The sequence below is a fragment of the Paenibacillus sp. FSL H7-0442 genome (genome assembly GCF_038593105.1).
Lineage (GTDB): Bacteria > Bacillota > Bacilli > Paenibacillales > Paenibacillaceae > Paenibacillus > Paenibacillus polymyxa_D.
Genome location: NZ_CP151963.1, coordinates 1,239,146 through 1,254,506, shown reverse-complemented (window position 1 = coordinate 1,254,506; position 15,361 = coordinate 1,239,146). Strand labels below are relative to the sequence as shown.

Below are 15,361 nucleotides of genomic sequence, written 5' to 3'. Positions count from 1 at the left end.
TGCCATGACTAGTAAATCTGCTACAAAAAATGAAACGGGCCAATCGCTCCCCCTCCCAGGGCCGCAAGTGAAAGGCACCGTTTTTGCGATTCTGATTGCGATCAGTTTCGTCCATCTGTTCAATGACTCGATTCAATCGGTCATTCCAGCGATCTTTCCGATCTTAAAGGAATCTATGAGCCTGAACTACACGCAGATCGGCTGGATTTCATTCGCGATCAATTTTACAGCTTCGATCATGCAGCCTGTGATTGGCTTGTTTTCAGACAAACGGCCTACGCCCGCTATCCTTCCCATCGGCATGGGCTTTACGCTGACTGGCATGCTGTTGCTCGCCTATGCTGCCGATTATAAAGCGGTGCTGATCGCAGTCATCTTTGTGGGTCTGGGCTCGGCTGCCTTTCACCCTGAAGGCTCGCGCGTTTCCCATATGGCGGCCGGGCCGCGTCGGGGATTGGCACAATCCATTTTTCAAGTTGGCGGTAATGCGGGCCAATCGCTGGCGCCGATGCTCACGAGCTGGATTTTTATCCCGTTGGGACAATTTGGTGCGATCTGGTTCACAGGTATTGCGGCAGCGGGAATTGTGGTGCAATCGTTCATCGCACGCTGGTACGGTAACGTCCTACGTACAGAAGGCATTGCACGCAAAAAAGCGGTGGCACGCCGCATGAAGCCCGAAGTGCGTAACCGCGTTATGTTTGCCATGATTGTCCTCATTCTACTGGTATTCGTCCGTTCGTGGTACTCGACCTCGGTCGGAAGCTACTATTCGTTTTACCTGATGGAAGTATTTAAAATGCCATTGGCTGATGCACAGCTTTACATTTTCCTGTTCCTCGGAGCTGGAGCGCTGGGCACCTTCTTTGGCGGTCCGCTCGCGGACCGTTTTGGTAAACGCAATATGATTTTTCTGTCCATGGTATTAGCTGCACCACTCGCGCTGGCACTACCTTATGCTAACCAATTCTGGACGGCAATCCTGCTGGCGATTATCGGATTTATTATGCTATCTAGCTTTTCGGTCACAGTCGTATATGCGCAGATGCTCGTGCCTGGTAAAATCGGGACCGTGTCCGGTCTCATTACAGGTCTGGCTTTTGGCCTTGGCGGTGTAGGCGCACTCGTACTCGGCAACTGGATCGACAAAGTAGGCATCACCCACATCATGTTCCTGTGCGGCTTTTTGCCACTGCTCGGCATCTTAACCTTCCTGCTTCCTACAGATAAAACTCTGAACCGCTGGGCGGAAGAAAATGGAGCCGAAGTGTAACAGACAAACGTGTGGCGGCCATCCTGGCCGCTGCACACCTTTATAGCCAACTCACGTGTTTCCTCACGAAAAAAATTCCCCCGTTTATACCTAAGTTGCAATCAGTTCTCTACTTCTGCCAAACGCATCACAATCCGACGCTTCCGATACAGCATTTTCCCTGCTTCAGCTACATCACTAATAGCACTTCGATTCGCGATAGACCCGAACAAAATGCCCGCAATCGGGACCATTTGAAGCAGCTTTTTCCATCCAAACTGATCACGATAGGTGTTAATGACCTCTCTCCATCCCTGCATCTGGGAAAAAACCTGTGCCTGACGTGAAGGATCATCGAACAAAGCCAGCTCCTCTAATACGGCCTTCTTCCCCACAATATCGGATGAAGCAAATTGCATACATTTAATAATAAAAATGCGTTCCTGCTTATCATGGGGATTAAAGCCATAGCACAAGGCTATTTCCTGAAGCACTTTGAGCGACAAGCCGAGCAAAAGAGGAATATCCGCCGCAATCGTAAACACACCACCAATCCCCGTTGTTGCTCCCTGAGCGGTGGCAAAGGTAATGCGAGCCGATGTCATATCGTCGGCAGTCCGATCCATGATGGTTAGCGGGAGCTCAGCCGCCTGCTTCAACTCCCACATAGGTTCGACACTATGTTCTGAATCAACGTTTTCCCCGGCACGAGGCAGGTCCTGCGTATCCGAAGCGGAATCTGCACCATTTTGCTGAATGACATGTTCATGGGCCGTCTTTTTCAGCCTGTTCAGAACCGTTTCTTCCTTCACCAAATATTTGCCGCCGTTCTGAATGAAGCTACCCAACTCGTTAAGGAGTTGCTCCAGCTTGTCTTTAATGATTTTGGGCGTCAGCCGATCCAGCAACATAAAAGGCCATCTGCCGATTTTTTCCCAGAAAAAAATGTCCTTCTGTTCCTTCTCCCATTTTTCAATATTCTTCAACTCATGACGCAATACGTCCTGGCTTTCCCGATATTCTGTAAGCTGCTTCATAAGCGTAGACGTCTCCTTTTGACTATGCTAGTTTATGTATGGGTAATACGTAAGCAAGGCGAGTTCAGGTTTCTTTTTTTAGCAAACTAGATGATAAAGAAAGTTAAAAATCCATACAGATCGGAGTGTAATGATGAATAATGTAGAGCTTGTCCCTTACCATTGTGGGCATGATGCCATTTTACATACCTTCTACTTACCTGAGGAGCAGAAGCAGTTTACTGGAATGCCGGATGAAATGCTCATACTGGCCAAGGAAGATCCGCACCGCCATCCTGTCGTGATTACGGCTACTAGAAGACCCGTTGGATTTTTCATTTTATACAATGGGGATGAATTAGCGGACTATACGAATACTTCTGAGGCACTGCTGCTACGCGCGTTCTCTATTCATTACGCAGATCAGGGACAAGGATTCGCCAAAAAAGGGCTGCTTCTACTACCACAGTTCATCGCCAGACACTTCCCACATATTCGCGAGATTGTACTGGGCGTCAATGCCCATAATCTGTCTGCCCAAAGTCTGTATCGCAAATGCGGCTTTATAGATGAAGGTGACACTAAAATGGGTCAACACGGCTTGCAGCATATTTTTAAAATGAGCCTATAAGAGGTTGTTCAAAAAGTCGTCTTTCCATAACGAAGCTATTCAAGAAGCGGATTCGACGTCGAATCTTGAATTCAGCCGGGCCTTCCGTTGCTCACGTAGATCTGTCTACGCTCCGCTACTCTGTCCCTAGCTTCATCCAACCTTCTCGGTCCTGAAAAGCCGTTTTTTTGAACACACACTATAAGTTGACCTCGATAGCCCTCGCCCAAATAGAAAAGCTTTCGGCACCAACGCCGAAAGCTTTTATCGTTAAATCTCACCAATTGAAAAACTCAATTTGTAATTACCAAACTTCGTAAGCTCATCCAGCATGGTATTTAACTCTGTCTGTGAGGACATGCGCACCCGCATCCAATAACAGCCCTCCCCACTCACCCGGTGGATTTCAACAATATAGGGATGCTCCCGTGCAAAAGCCTGGAAAGCACTGTGAGTCGTTCCTGAATTCAAAAAAACCGTAATAAAGGCATGAATCGTCTGTCCAATTTTTTCAGGGTTCCAGCGCAGCGTATAGCCTTCGATAATGCCCGCATCCTGCATTCTTCGAACACGCGCCCCTACGGCTTGGCCTGTCAAATGAACAAGCTGGCCGATCTCCTTGTGCGATAAAGAGCTGTCTTCAATTAAATGATGAAGAATGCGCAGATCGGTGTCATCAGGTGCGAATAGTTCCATAGTTATTTTTCCTTTCATGATGAAACGATAATGCTGATTTTCCTTTCAGCAAACCGTAGCCTGTAGCTCCTTGCGTCAGATATGATTGTAACAGAAACAATGAACTACCGAAAATACACTTGGTCAAAAATAACATTCATCACAAAGGAGCTTTCATATATGAAAATCACACTAATCCGTAACGCAACCTTATGGCTGGAATACGCTGGAATAAAATTTCTGATCGATCCGATGTTGAGCGATGCTGGCGCAAATCCGCCGGTCCCCAATACGGAAAATGCCCGCCGTAATCCGCTGGTTCCCTTGCCGCCACAATGGCAGGCACTCGGACAGCCTGACGTTGTCATCGTCACACATTTACATCCCGATCATTGGGACCCGGCAGCAGTACGCTGGTTGGACAAACAAATTCCTGTCTTCTGCCAGCCCGGAAATGAAGAACAAATCACTGCTGATGGTTTTACACAGGTTACCCCGATTCCGTTGGCTGGTTCTGTGGGAGAAATTGAGATTATCCGTACAACCGGGCATCACGGCACCGGAGAAATCGGGGAGCAGATGGGACCCGTATCCGGCTTTGTTTTTCAGGCACCAGGTGAACCTGTCGTCTATTTGGCCGGGGATACGATCTGGTGCAGTGAAGTCGCGGAAACACTGGATAAATACCGTCCTGACTGGACAATTGTGAACGCTGGAGGAGCACGGTTTACGGTAGGTGATCCCATTATTATGACTGCCCAAGATGTAACGGCGGTAGCACAACATGCCCCTTATACACAAATCGTGGCTGTCCACATGGAAGCAATCAATCATTGTCTACTAACTCGCTCAGAGCTTACGGAACATATCAACCGTGAAGGTTTAAAGGGGCGCGTCCATATTCCGGCAGATGGAGCGACGGTTTCGGAGTAAGGCAATCGTCCTGAGTCACCGTTTGCGCCTATTTTGAATATATTGGATTTCAAAACGTATAAAGAAGGGATTATCGATGAATTGGCAATATCCTAATTACGGTACAGAAACCCAATGTAAAGAAGTTCCGATTACTTTTCCTCCCCAGCATCAATATAGACAGCCGGGGTTGGAATACCTAATGGTTCCACGCCCTATTTATGATAATCCAAAGTATATCGGCACTGGAAAGCTTCAGGATCGGGTGGCGATTATTAGCGGTGGGGACAGTGGTATTGGTCGCGCGGTTGCAGTGGCATTTGCCAAGGAAGGGGCCGATGTGGTCATTGCCTATCTCGATGAGCATCGAGATGCTATGGAAACCCGTGATGTCATTCACAGGCTTGGCCGACGTTGTTTGTTAATTCCGGGGGATCTAAGGCTAAAAAGCAACTGCTGTCTGGTTGTTCAACAAACGATGGAAACCTTTGGTCGTATTGACATCCTGATTAACAACCTAGGTATTCAGTTTGTGCGCGAATCGTATCTGGATATCAGTGAGCAGCAGCTTCGTGATACGTTTGATACGAATATTATTTCCTTCTTCCATATGACTACAGAAGCATTGCCGTATATGCGGGCTGGGGCTAGCATCGTCAATACGGCATCGGTGACAGCCTATGTGGGTCAAAAGAATATGATCGACTATTCAGCTACCAAAGGAGCTATCGTCAGCTTCACCCGCGCTTTGGCTAATAATCTGGTCGATCAGGGTATTCGCGTGAATGCCATTGCGCCCGGTCCGATCTGGACTCCGCTGAATCCGGCCACACAGTCGCCTGAAGTCATTCGCACCTTCGGCAGCAATACACCAATGAAGCGTGCCGGGCAGCCTTATGAATTGGCTCCTGCCTATGTGCTGCTGGCTTCGGATGACGGTTCCTACATTACAGGCCAAACGCTGCATATAAACGGCGGCCAAATGGTCACCACTTAGTTTCGTTGGCTGATAGCCACAAGACCCAACAAGCAAGAAAACCTCCAGCATCCACATTTCTAGTGGAACTGGAGGTTTTCTTGTTTTACGATACCGAATCTGAGCTTAAGCAGATCTTTTGTTTTTGTTGTAAATATCGAAGGCAACCGCCAGCAGCAGCACCAAGCCCTTGATTCCTTGCTGCCAGTCAATACCCAGACCGATCAGAGACATACCGTTATTCAGTACGCCCATGACCAAACCACCGATAATGGCTCCAAAAACGGTTCCGATCCCGCCGGATGCGGAAGCTCCACCGATAAAGCAGGCTGCGATGGCATCTAGCTCGAAGTTCGTACCCGCTCTCGGCGTAGCCGCGTTCAGACGTGCAGCAAAGATCAGACCGGAAATGGCGGCCAGCACCCCCATGTTGACGAATACCCAGAACGTTACTTTTTTCGTTTTGACACCGGACAGACCCGCTGCCTTTTCATTTCCACCCAACGCATACACATGACGTCCCATAATCGTGCGGTTCATGACGAAGGAGTACACAACGATCAGTATGAACAGCAGCACGAGAATGTTAGGTATCCCCGCGTAGCTCGCGAGCATGAAGGTGAACAGATTGATGACCGCAGCTACCACAATCAACTTGAGTACAAATAAAGCTTGTGACGGAACCTCGAATCCATATTTAAGCTGAGAACGACGTTCGCGAAGTTCGTTCACGATAAACCATACCGTGAGTGCAATGCCGACAATGATGGATACCAGGTTATAACCGGTAGATGAAAAATCCGGCAGGAAGCCTGAACTGATTTTCTGGAAGCCCCCCGGAAATGGAGAGATCGATTGACCTTCCAGCACAATCATGGTCAATCCACGGAAGAGCAGCATTCCCGCCAATGTAACGATAAATGCCGGAATCCGTACATAAGCGACCCAGAACCCTTGCCATGCGCCGATTAACGCTCCGACCAGCAAAGATGCAATCACAGCGATCCATGCTGGAAGCTGCCAATCGACCATCATTATGGCGGCAACCGCACCGACAAAAGCGGCTATGGAGCCGACGGACAAATCAATATGCCCAGTGATGATGACCAGCACCATCCCGATCGCCAGCACGAGAATATAGCTGTTTTGCAGAATCAGATTGGTAATATTAATCGGCTTCAACAGCAGGCCGCCCGTCAGCACCTCGAACAAAATCATAATGACGACCAGCGCAATCATCATGCCATATTGGCGGATGTTATTTTTAAATAGTTTAGTTATGGTTTCCATGCTTCACGCCTCCTGACTTGGTCATATATCTCATCAACGTTTCCTGCGACGCGCCCTCACGGCTAACCTCTCCAGTGATCCGCCCAGCATTCATGACATAAATCCGGTCACACAAACCTAGTACCTCTGGCAGCTCGGACGAAATGACCAGCACTCCCTTGCCTTCAGCGGCAAGTCGATGAATAATGGTATAAATTTCATATTTGGCACCCACATCAATGCCGCGTGTCGGCTCATCCAGAATCAGAATATCCGGCCCGGCGAAAATCCATTTGCTCAGCACCACCTTCTGCTGATTGCCACCACTCAGGTTACCCGTTTTCTGTAAAATGCTCGGCGCTTTGATGTTCATGCTTTTTTTCATTTCCTCTGCAATGACGACTTCCTCCTGCTCATTGACGACAGCGCCCTTCGTCAGCTTGTTCAGGCCAGTCAGCGAAATATTACGCTTGATATCATCCATCAGAATGAGGCCATACTCCTTGCGATCCTCTGTCACATAGGCAAAGCCGTTGTTGATCGCGTCCGTAACCGTGTTGTTCTGGATCGGCTTGCCGTCTTTAATCAGCTGACCAGAGATGTTACGTCCATACGACTTGCCAAAAATGCTCATCGCCAGCTCTGTCCGTCCCGCTCCCATCAGTCCGGCAATACCGACAATTTCACCGCGACGGATGTTCAAATTCACCTGATCCAGCACCTTACGGTCTGCATGATGCTCGTGATACACCGTCCAATCCTTCACTTCCAGAACGACTTTGCCAATCTCGGCATGACGCTCTGGATAACGGCTGGTCAGATCACGTCCAACCATCCCGCTAATGATCCGATCCTCCGTAACCTCATCCTTCTTCATATCCAGTGTCTCAATCGTCTTTCCGTCCCGCAAAATCGTGATCGAATCTGACACCTTCGCGACCTCATTCAGCTTGTGGGAGATCAGGATGCAGGAAATGCCCTGTCTTTTAAATTCCAGCATCAAATTAAGCAGATTTTCACTATCATCCTCATTCAATGCCGCTGTTGGTTCATCCAGAATAAGCAGCTTTACCTTTTTAGAGAGCGCTTTCGCAATTTCAACCAGTTGTTGCTTCCCGACCCCAATGTTCGTAACCAATGTATTGGGATTTTCACTCAAACCGACCTTGGACAGCAGATCGCGTGTCCCTACAAAAGTCTCTTTCCAATCAATCACGCCGCCACTGGCGCGTTCGTTGCCCAGATAAATATTTTCCGCAATCGAGAGGTACGGGATCAGCGCCAGCTCCTGATGGATAATGACAATGCCTAGTTCCTCGCTCTGCTTGATATCCTTGAACTCACACGTTTTGCCCTGGAAAACAATATCCCCTTCATAGGTTCCATGCGGATATACACCGCTTAGTACCTTCATCAGCGTCGATTTACCCGCACCGTTCTCACCGCACAGGGAATGGATTTCGCCTTCCTTGACCTTGAGATTTACATTTTCCAATGCCTTCACGCCGGGAAAGGTTTTGGTAATTCCCTTCATTTCCAAAATGATTCCAGTCATGGGATACGCTCCTTTCGGTTGGATTCCTACTCTTATTTCAGTCCAATTTGCTCTTTGGTGTAATAGTGACTGCCGACAATATCCTTCTCCACATTCGTTCGATCTACCGAGATCGGATCAAGCAAGTAAGCAGGAATGACTTTTTTACCGTTGTTATAGGATTTGGTGTCATTCACTTCCGCTTGTTTGCCCTGTAAAATGCTGTTGGCCATCACGACCGTTTGCTCAGCCAACTTGCGGGTATCCTTAAATATAGTTTGCGTCTGCTCCCCAGCCACAATGGACTTGATGGAAGCCAGCTCCGCATCCTGCCCCGTAATGATCGGCAGCGGCTTGTTCGCTGATCCATATCCGACCCCTTTCAAGGATGAAATGATACCGATACTAATTCCGTCATACGGGGATAGTACCGCGTCCAGATTGGCCCCTGAATAGTAGGCACTCAGCAGATTATCCATCCGCGACTGCGCTAATGCTCCATCCCATCGCAGTGTAGCGATCTGTGCCATCGTCATCTGCTTGCTGCGTACGACCAGCTTACCGGAATCAATGTACGGTTTCAGTACGGACATCGCACCATTAAAGAAGAAATAAGCGTTATTGTCATCCGGTGAACCACCGAACAGCTCGATATTGAAAGGGCCTTTGCCTTCCTTGAGTCCCAGCTTTTTCTCAATATACGCCGCCTGTAGCACGCCCACCTTGAAGTTATCGAAGGTCGCATAATACGTCAGATACGGTGTGTTGCGAATCAGACGGTCATAAGAAATGACCTGAATCCCTCGGTCGTGTGCCTTCTGAATCACATCCGTCAGCGTGTTTCCGTCGACCGAAGCGATCACCATAACATTGACGCCCTTGGTGATCATATTTTCGATTTGGGAGATTTGATTTTCCACTACGTCCTCGGCGTACTGTAAATCCGTTTTATAGCCTTGCTCCTGAAACAACCGAACCATATTTTCTCCGTCCCCTACCCAACGCTCGGACGATTTGGTCGGCATGGAAATGCCCACATAGCCTTTTTCCTTGCTGCCCGTTCCACTCTCCGCCAGATTGCAGGCCGAAAGCATCAGGGCCAAAACCAGAAGCCAAGCGACAACAGCTCCTTTTTTCATATGAAGTTCCCCTTTCCTCATGTAATGCAGGTCAATTTGAAGGTAAGGATTTTGCAAAATCCTCAGGTCAGTGCTAATTAGAGTTGAAATGAGATAGCGCTTACATAAGTGAGGCAATGAGTGCCTCTCCTTTTTTTATGTGCAAACACATGGTATCATTCCAGGCCGGGAAAGGTCTTTGCTGGTTTTGAACTTTTTTTATAAAATTTTAACCTTTGTGTGTGGGGGGGCAGGGTATTTGGATTTGAGGGAAATGAAGATTATCAGGAGATCACTCATTTATTTTGAAAACGAAAAAAGACTTAGCCTTTCTTACGATTGGCAAAGTCTCAATTTGTTGAATCATTAAATTGGCTATCTAAAGAGTTCACACTTTTATTGACAATTCATCAATGACATGTACGTGTGGGTCAATAAACGCCAGCTAATCCTATTAGATAAAAAGACTATATAGCAGACCCAGGCTCCAACGGAGCCGCAGCTTGAATATTTTTGTTATACGACGGAATCACTTCTTCGATCAACTAAAATTCTTCCTTGATCTTGATCTGTCATTGCTCTGCTATGTGTTCCAATAAATCTCCTGGCTGACAACCTAAAGCCGTACATAATTTATCAATTACTTCTAATGACACATATTCATTCGTATTGAGCTTCGCCATTGTAGCAGACGAAATCCCCGTCATTTTAAGTAAGTCTTGCTTCTTAATTTCCCTATCGATCAATAATTTTTGAAAAGGTTTGTAACTAATCATCTGATATTCCTTTCACACATGAAGTGAATTTTCCTTTAATTATATGAAAGTATATTTTCTTTTTCAAAAACATCTTCAACATGTATTGACTTGATTTTTTGATATGATAAAATTACATTTAATAAGTTGAACTTTTATTCATAAAATCAAATACATGGGATGGTGTCCAAAATGCATAATTCTTTAGAAGTTTTACTTGATTCACTGATTCACACTCGAATTGAATCTTTATATGGCAAGCTTATGAAACACAACTCCAGCTACAACCAGTTCTCATCCGAACGGAATCTCTATTTCAAGCAGTTACATGAAGGAGTGCCGGAAAATATACAGAAGACCCTATTTCTTTACGATGATGCTGAGCTTTCTGTTCAAGCTATTTTAGAACGTGAAATTTATTTGCAAGGTTTTAAGGACGCTCTTCACCTGCATAACGAATTACATATATCTTTAGACTGAGAGCCTTCTGGCTCTTCTTCATTTTAATTCTGTCGTATAACGTTTCTGTATTCATGAACCCCGAAGGGGTTGTCTGCTGAAATTCTCCTTCGAAATCCATTCAGCAGACCAAGACTACATCAGGAGCCGCAGCTTGAATATCATGTTATACGCAGCCCTTTTTTCTACCATATATTTCAATTATCCTCTTCACTTATTTTTCACTCTCTCTTTCAATTGCATTGCTTGCTGATACAACCGGTCTGCTTCTTCACCTTCCTTCCTTTTAGCTAAATTCTCTAAGTCAATCCTCCAGTTGTTATACGCTATGTGCTTGTCCGGTTTGATTTCAACGGCCTTTTCGTATTTTTCAAAGGCTTGCTGATACAGTTTTTCTCCTTCTTCCCCTTTCTTGCTCTTCGCCAAATCCCCTAAAGCATACCCCCAGTTATTATACGCTTCGTGCTTGTCCGGTTTGATTTCAACGGCCTTTTCGTATTTCTCAAAGGCTTGCTGATACAGTTTTTCTCCTTCTTCTCCTTCCTTGCTCTCTGCCAAATTCCTTAAAGCAATCCCCCAGTTGTAATACGCTTCGTGCTTGTCCGGTTTGATTTCAACGGCCTTTTCGTATTTCTCAAAGGCTTGCTGATACAGTTTTTCTCCTTCTTCTCCTTCCTTGCTCTCTGCCAAATTCCTTAAAGCAATCCCCCAGTTGTAATACGCTTCGTGCTTGTCCGGTTTGATTTCAACGGCCTTTTCGTATTTCTCAAAGGCTTGCTGATACAGTTTTTCTCCTTCTTCTCCTTCCTTGCTCTCTGCCAAATTCCTTAAAGCAATCCCCCAGTTGTAATACGCTTCGTGCTTGTCCGGTTTGATTTCAACGGCCTTTTCGTATTTCTCAAAGGCTTGCTGATACAGTTTTTCTCCTTCTTCTCCTTCCTTGCTCTCTGCCAAATTCCTTAAAGCAATCCCCCAGTTGTAATACGCTTCGTGCTTGTCCGGTTTGATTTCAACGGCCTTTTCGTATTTCTCAAAGGCTTGCTGATACAGTTTTTCTCCTTCTTCTCCTTCCTTGCTCTTTGCCAAATTCCTTAAAGCAATCCCCCAGTTGTTATATAATCCTGATATTAAGTCATGAAGTGTATTATCATTAGTTTTTTTAACTTTCTCTTCTATACTCGATATTTTTTCTTTGTCATAATCTTTATCAATCATCAAATTAATTATTTCTTTTTTCAATTTATCTATTTCAAGCTCTATTAAGTTTGAATCTCTAATAACGTCCCCCAATTCATACTTTTGTATGGCTTCTGACACTTGTCTTTTTGCAATTTCTAAACGTTCTTTAACCCCTTGAAAATGCTCTTTTTCATCAATATCAACAATCTCTTGAAGCATTTCCTGTAAAGCAGTAAACGGTTTATCCACAATACGTGGTTGATCTAATCCCAATTCACTGTTGAGTTTCAACATAAATGAATCAGAGTCGTAGCCCTTTATTAAGAAAGCATTAATATGCGGATCGGAAATAAATTTCTCTACCTGAGGTTTTGGACTCTCGTCATTATATGTAATCCAATACAGACTATTGTCAAACCTTCCTAACTTTTTTATATGCTCAAAAACTGGATCTTCACCGCTATAACCGATAAAAATCCAAGGCCTTTCATTTTTAATACTATCAAAAATACGAGGAATTATAGTTTTTACTTTACTCATTTCCTCAGGCGTATTGAGTAACCATAGCCCATGACTTTGCCCATGAAGATAAACTACTGATTTTTCTTTAAATGTTGTCGTTGTTAGATCTTTCAGAATCGCCATATCGTATGTTGAAGGAAATATATTAAACATTGCTAACGCTCTCAACATCAGATTATCAAAGTTTACAGTTAGTATATAATCTATAAAACCTTCTTGTAATAATTGGGCCAAATATATATGTGTTACATTAATTTTCGCCTTATCAATGTATCCTTTCAATAGTTCATTTCGTTCGTGTGGCGTGAGACAATTCATCAAGCTTGCATATGTTCTTTGTTCTTCGTCTAAACCTTTAATAAAAGGACTATTTGGATGTTTATTCAATATATCATTAATAATTTCTTGTGTTAGCGGTATGTTACCAGAACGCGATGCTCCAGCACCTAAAAAGAATATAGGTTGAGGTTTATGGTTTTCCTTTGCTTCTTTCAACAAATATGCTAAATGCTCTATTGTCAACTCTTGCATCTAATACATTCTCCTTTAATGTTCAAAACACTGAACTTTTCGATTCAATTTATCAGAGTAATAAAACACTTTTAAATATTAGTTTTTTTGTAAATTTTAGGTTTCGTATAACACTCCTATATTCACGACGCCCAGCACATGCTGGGTGTGTCCGGCTGCCCCTCCCCAGAAATCCCTCTGCCGGACCAAGGGCGTATGCCCGCCGTGTGGATATGATGTTATGAGATGTGACCAGCATCCTTGAATAACTCAAGTCAGCTTCTTAGATATAAACTCTTTTGTAAATGCAAACCATTCAGGTTCTAGAGAATCATCAATTAAATATTCTACAATGCTGTTGTCATTACTAAGATATATCTTCCACAACTTTTGTTTCTTTCTTTTAGTGTCGTTCCATAGTTCATCAACATTTTTCACATTGGGATCAAAAACGAAATAAAAGTCCCTTTTCCTAAATTCACTATCTTTTTTTGAAAACTTCTCTCTACAGGTTAGGAGAATATAAGGAACATATGTAAATGTCAGTCCTTTATAATTCCAAACTCCTTTTGTATTTGCAAACTCAATCAATTCTCTGAATTCTTTAACAGTTAAACTTTCAGACATTCTTTTACATTTCTCATACAATAAATATGAGTATGAATTAATTAACAATTTAACAATTTTCGCATTCTCTAAATCAGTATCACTAGCATTTAACTGTTCAAATGGTCTATGATTTTCAACAATGGTAGGACATGGTGAGCCTTTTTTATGTGCAAAGTGTGTTCTTCTATCTTCAGATTTGTCTGCACGGAGATAGACGTTATCTCCACATACTTGACAAATTCCTTCTCTTCGATTACCACAGTTCTTCAACCAAACTTCTACTTCATAAAGTTTACCACTGACAGGATCAATTGCTGAATTCATTGAAAGCTCCTTTTTAATTATTCTGGTCATTTCTCATATCGTTTTGGTATTCGCGACGTCGGTTCCCTTTAGATAGCTCTTTTCTTAGGGGAATGGATGGATGTATCTGTCTGATTATTCTTCTTTGAAAGTGCCTCGGACAAATCAAGGACCATATGGCCCGCAGTGCGAATATTTTGTTATACGTAGTACACTACTTCAACGAGATTCTTGCGAAAATTCAAAAAAATCTTTCATTATCTCCTCAATATCAGCACTTCTTATCATTTGATTTAGTTTTTGAATAGCTGTTCGATACATTTCAAGCGCAAACACAGTTTCGGATACTAGTCAAAAACTTACTCATACAAAACAGTCTGCTCATCATAAGCAGGATAAAGTTCTAGTAAATATTGATAAAGTGTTTGTTTATGTCTGTCTGGTAATCCTTCAATTTCCTTTGCCTGTAAGTTGTGAGCAAAATCATTCCTCATTAACCGTATTATATTGCAATAGTTAAAAATCTTTGATGGACACAGAGCCAATGCTTTAGCTAATCCAATTTTCATTGAAAGCGAGAAATCTCTGTTTTCTTTTAATGCATTATATCCAGACATAAAATCTGAAAGATAGTTATCAATAGAGTTCTCAATGATAAGTGCGCCAGTTAATAATAAAAGTCTGTCATCCTTTAAAGGAATTATATGTACTAATGCTTCTAAGTTTTTTGAAGATATTTCTTTCTTTTTTTCTTCATCTAAACAACCACCATAATGGATGAGAGAAAACAGATTCCCCCATTGGACCAAATAAATTCGGGATATTTGGTGGTAGAATAAGTTGTGGCTTCTTAGTCATATATGATATCTCCTCAATAATTTTTTTAGTGTGTTGCGTATAACGTTCTTGTATTCACGATGCCAGGTGTGTCTGCTGAAATTCCTCTTCGAAACCCATCTCGCAGACCAAGGCTCCGTAAGGAGTCGAAGCTTGAAAATTATGTTATACGTAGCCCCTGTCATCTCGTTATAGTCCATGTTTACTCTTCCGTTTTTAAGCGTCTATACCTATAACATAAATAGGTACTTGTATTGCGCTCTTATAGTGAGGAAGATATTTAACCACCTTCTCAAATGATAGAGATCCATCCCAATTATGATTGTAGAGATTCTTCATTGTTCTCTGGAAATGCTTTGTTGTAACTATATAAATTCCTATATCAATTTTATTTAACCCCGAATACGAAGCAACTTGAAATTTCAATAAATCTATTCCAATAAAAGAAGCATGTCCAAATTGGACTTCAACCCCCAGTCGATTCTTTAGAAAATCCATTTTGGTTGCTGGATCTCCTGCTTCTTCAAATAGTGGTGGTTGGGAAATCCACATTCTTTCTTTGAATCTCACTTCTAATAATCTATTAAATCCTGGTCTGGATAAATACAATTCATCAAAATCACTTTGTAAGATTTCTTCTATTTCTTTCTTCAAACTCAAATTACTATTAAGTACTTCCTCGGCGAATCTATAAGAATATGTTTGTAATTTTAGATATGACAATCCTATCGTCTCCTTAAACGAATTAAAGTAAGAACAAGGGATACGTATAACGTTCCTGTATTCATGAACCCCGAAGGGTTGTCTGCTGAAATTCCTCTTCGA

The 15,361-nt window shown here is 43.5% G+C and carries 15 protein-coding genes; 5 read left to right on the top strand and 10 right to left on the bottom strand.

The window, feature by feature from the left end:
- Window positions 1-4 precede the first annotated feature (4 nt).
- Complete coding sequence (locus tag MHH57_RS05635; protein ID WP_029516140.1) at window positions 5-1,273, top strand: MFS transporter; 1,269 nt, start codon at window positions 5-7, stop codon at window positions 1,271-1,273.
- A gap of 101 nt (window positions 1,274-1,374) precedes the next feature.
- On the opposite strand, the gene MHH57_RS05630 is transcribed toward MHH57_RS05635, so the two are convergent.
- Window positions 1,375-2,289: an EcsC family protein gene (locus MHH57_RS05630; protein WP_209949677.1), complete on the bottom strand. Its 915-nt coding sequence runs from the start codon at window positions 2,287-2,289 to the stop codon at window positions 1,375-1,377.
- A 133-nt stretch (window positions 2,290-2,422) separates the two neighbouring features.
- On the opposite strand from MHH57_RS05630, the gene MHH57_RS05625 reads away from it, so the two are divergent.
- Window positions 2,423-2,899: a GNAT family N-acetyltransferase gene (locus MHH57_RS05625; RefSeq protein WP_209949678.1), complete on the top strand. Its 477-nt coding sequence runs from the start codon at window positions 2,423-2,425 to the stop codon at window positions 2,897-2,899.
- A 249-nt stretch (window positions 2,900-3,148) separates the two neighbouring features.
- Here the strand turns inward: MHH57_RS05625 and MHH57_RS05620 are convergent, their stop codons facing one another.
- Window positions 3,149-3,574, bottom strand: a complete 426-nt coding sequence (locus MHH57_RS05620; RefSeq protein ID WP_165144551.1) for an Lrp/AsnC family transcriptional regulator — start codon at window positions 3,572-3,574, stop codon at window positions 3,149-3,151.
- Window positions 3,575-3,733: 159 nt separating this feature from the next.
- Between MHH57_RS05620 and MHH57_RS05615 the strand changes: the two genes are divergently transcribed.
- Both MHH57_RS05615 and MHH57_RS05610 read left to right on the top strand, forming a co-directional pair.
- A complete protein-coding gene (locus MHH57_RS05615; protein ID WP_165144548.1) occupies window positions 3,734-4,486 on the top strand; it encodes an MBL fold metallo-hydrolase in 753 nt (250 codons plus the stop codon).
- Between the two features lie 76 nt (window positions 4,487-4,562).
- Window positions 4,563-5,462, top strand: a complete 900-nt coding sequence (locus tag MHH57_RS05610; RefSeq protein WP_069011529.1) for an SDR family oxidoreductase — start codon at window positions 4,563-4,565, stop codon at window positions 5,460-5,462.
- A 105-nt stretch (window positions 5,463-5,567) separates the two neighbouring features.
- On the opposite strand, the gene mmsB is transcribed toward MHH57_RS05610, so the two are convergent.
- From mmsB to MHH57_RS05590, 4 genes are all read right to left on the bottom strand, one after another.
- Entirely contained in the window at window positions 5,568-6,731 is a 1,164-nt protein-coding gene (gene mmsB, locus MHH57_RS05605; RefSeq protein ID WP_039269462.1) for a multiple monosaccharide ABC transporter permease, read from the bottom strand.
- Window positions 6,715-8,265, bottom strand: a complete 1,551-nt coding sequence (gene mmsA, locus MHH57_RS05600; protein WP_209949679.1) for a multiple monosaccharide ABC transporter ATP-binding protein — start codon at window positions 8,263-8,265, stop codon at window positions 6,715-6,717. Before mmsA ends, mmsB begins: the two co-directional genes overlap by 17 nt.
- A 32-nt stretch (window positions 8,266-8,297) precedes the next feature.
- A complete protein-coding gene (gene chvE / locus MHH57_RS05595; protein WP_209949680.1) occupies window positions 8,298-9,383 on the bottom strand; it encodes a multiple monosaccharide ABC transporter substrate-binding protein in 1,086 nt (361 codons plus the stop codon).
- 551 nt (window positions 9,384-9,934) lie between these two features.
- Window positions 9,935-10,138, bottom strand: coding sequence for a helix-turn-helix transcriptional regulator (locus MHH57_RS05590; RefSeq protein WP_019686344.1), 204 nt, complete (start codon window positions 10,136-10,138; stop codon window positions 9,935-9,937).
- 171 nt (window positions 10,139-10,309) lie between these two features.
- Between MHH57_RS05590 and MHH57_RS05585 the strand changes: the two genes are divergently transcribed.
- Window positions 10,310-10,597, top strand: a complete 288-nt coding sequence (locus tag MHH57_RS05585) for a hypothetical protein (protein ID WP_209949681.1) — start codon at window positions 10,310-10,312, stop codon at window positions 10,595-10,597.
- A 189-nt stretch (window positions 10,598-10,786) separates the two neighbouring features.
- Here MHH57_RS05585 and MHH57_RS05580 read toward each other — a convergent pair whose 3' ends face one another.
- From MHH57_RS05580 to MHH57_RS05565, 4 genes are all read right to left on the bottom strand, one after another.
- Window positions 10,787-12,808: an SIR2 family protein gene (locus MHH57_RS05580; RefSeq protein ID WP_342434928.1), complete on the bottom strand. Its 2,022-nt coding sequence runs from the start codon at window positions 12,806-12,808 to the stop codon at window positions 10,787-10,789.
- A 249-nt stretch (window positions 12,809-13,057) separates the two neighbouring features.
- Window positions 13,058-13,750 (bottom strand): hypothetical protein, encoded by a 693-nt coding sequence (locus tag MHH57_RS05575; protein WP_342434927.1) that lies wholly within the window; start codon window positions 13,748-13,750, stop codon window positions 13,058-13,060.
- A 308-nt stretch (window positions 13,751-14,058) separates the two neighbouring features.
- Entirely contained in the window at window positions 14,059-14,508 is a 450-nt protein-coding gene (locus tag MHH57_RS05570) for a hypothetical protein (protein WP_209950024.1), read from the bottom strand.
- Window positions 14,509-14,752: 244 nt separating this feature from the next.
- A complete protein-coding gene (locus tag MHH57_RS05565) occupies window positions 14,753-15,259 on the bottom strand; it encodes a BglII/BstYI family type II restriction endonuclease (protein WP_209950025.1) in 507 nt (168 codons plus the stop codon).
- Between the last annotated feature and the right edge of the window lie 102 nt (window positions 15,260-15,361).

Excerpts from the sequence above, each read along its gene's own strand:
- MHH57_RS05615 (WP_165144548.1), top strand. The coding sequence starts at position 3,734 with ATGAAAATCACACTAATCCGTAACGCAACCTTATGGCTGGAATACGCT.
- mmsB (WP_039269462.1), bottom strand. The coding sequence starts at position 6,731 with ATGGAAACCATAACTAAACTATTTAAAAATAACATCCGCCAATATGGC.
- MHH57_RS05610 (WP_069011529.1), top strand. The coding sequence starts at position 4,563 with ATGAATTGGCAATATCCTAATTACGGTACAGAAACCCAATGTAAAGAA.
- chvE (WP_209949680.1), bottom strand. The coding sequence starts at position 9,383 with ATGAAAAAAGGAGCTGTTGTCGCTTGGCTTCTGGTTTTGGCCCTGATG.
- mmsA (WP_209949679.1), bottom strand. The coding sequence starts at position 8,265 with ATGACTGGAATCATTTTGGAAATGAAGGGAATTACCAAAACCTTTCCC.
- MHH57_RS05580 (WP_342434928.1), bottom strand. The coding sequence starts at position 12,808 with ATGCAAGAGTTGACAATAGAGCATTTAGCATATTTGTTGAAAGAAGCA.
- MHH57_RS05630 (WP_209949677.1), bottom strand. The coding sequence starts at position 2,289 with ATGAAGCAGCTTACAGAATATCGGGAAAGCCAGGACGTATTGCGTCAT.
- MHH57_RS05590 (WP_019686344.1), bottom strand. The coding sequence starts at position 10,138 with ATGATTAGTTACAAACCTTTTCAAAAATTATTGATCGATAGGGAAATT.
- MHH57_RS05625 (WP_209949678.1), top strand. The coding sequence starts at position 2,423 with ATGAATAATGTAGAGCTTGTCCCTTACCATTGTGGGCATGATGCCATT.
- MHH57_RS05635 (WP_029516140.1), top strand. The coding sequence starts at position 5 with ATGACTAGTAAATCTGCTACAAAAAATGAAACGGGCCAATCGCTCCCC.
- MHH57_RS05575 (WP_342434927.1), bottom strand. The coding sequence starts at position 13,750 with ATGACCAGAATAATTAAAAAGGAGCTTTCAATGAATTCAGCAATTGAT.
- MHH57_RS05585 (WP_209949681.1), top strand. The coding sequence starts at position 10,310 with ATGCATAATTCTTTAGAAGTTTTACTTGATTCACTGATTCACACTCGA.
- MHH57_RS05620 (WP_165144551.1), bottom strand. The coding sequence starts at position 3,574 with ATGGAACTATTCGCACCTGATGACACCGATCTGCGCATTCTTCATCAT.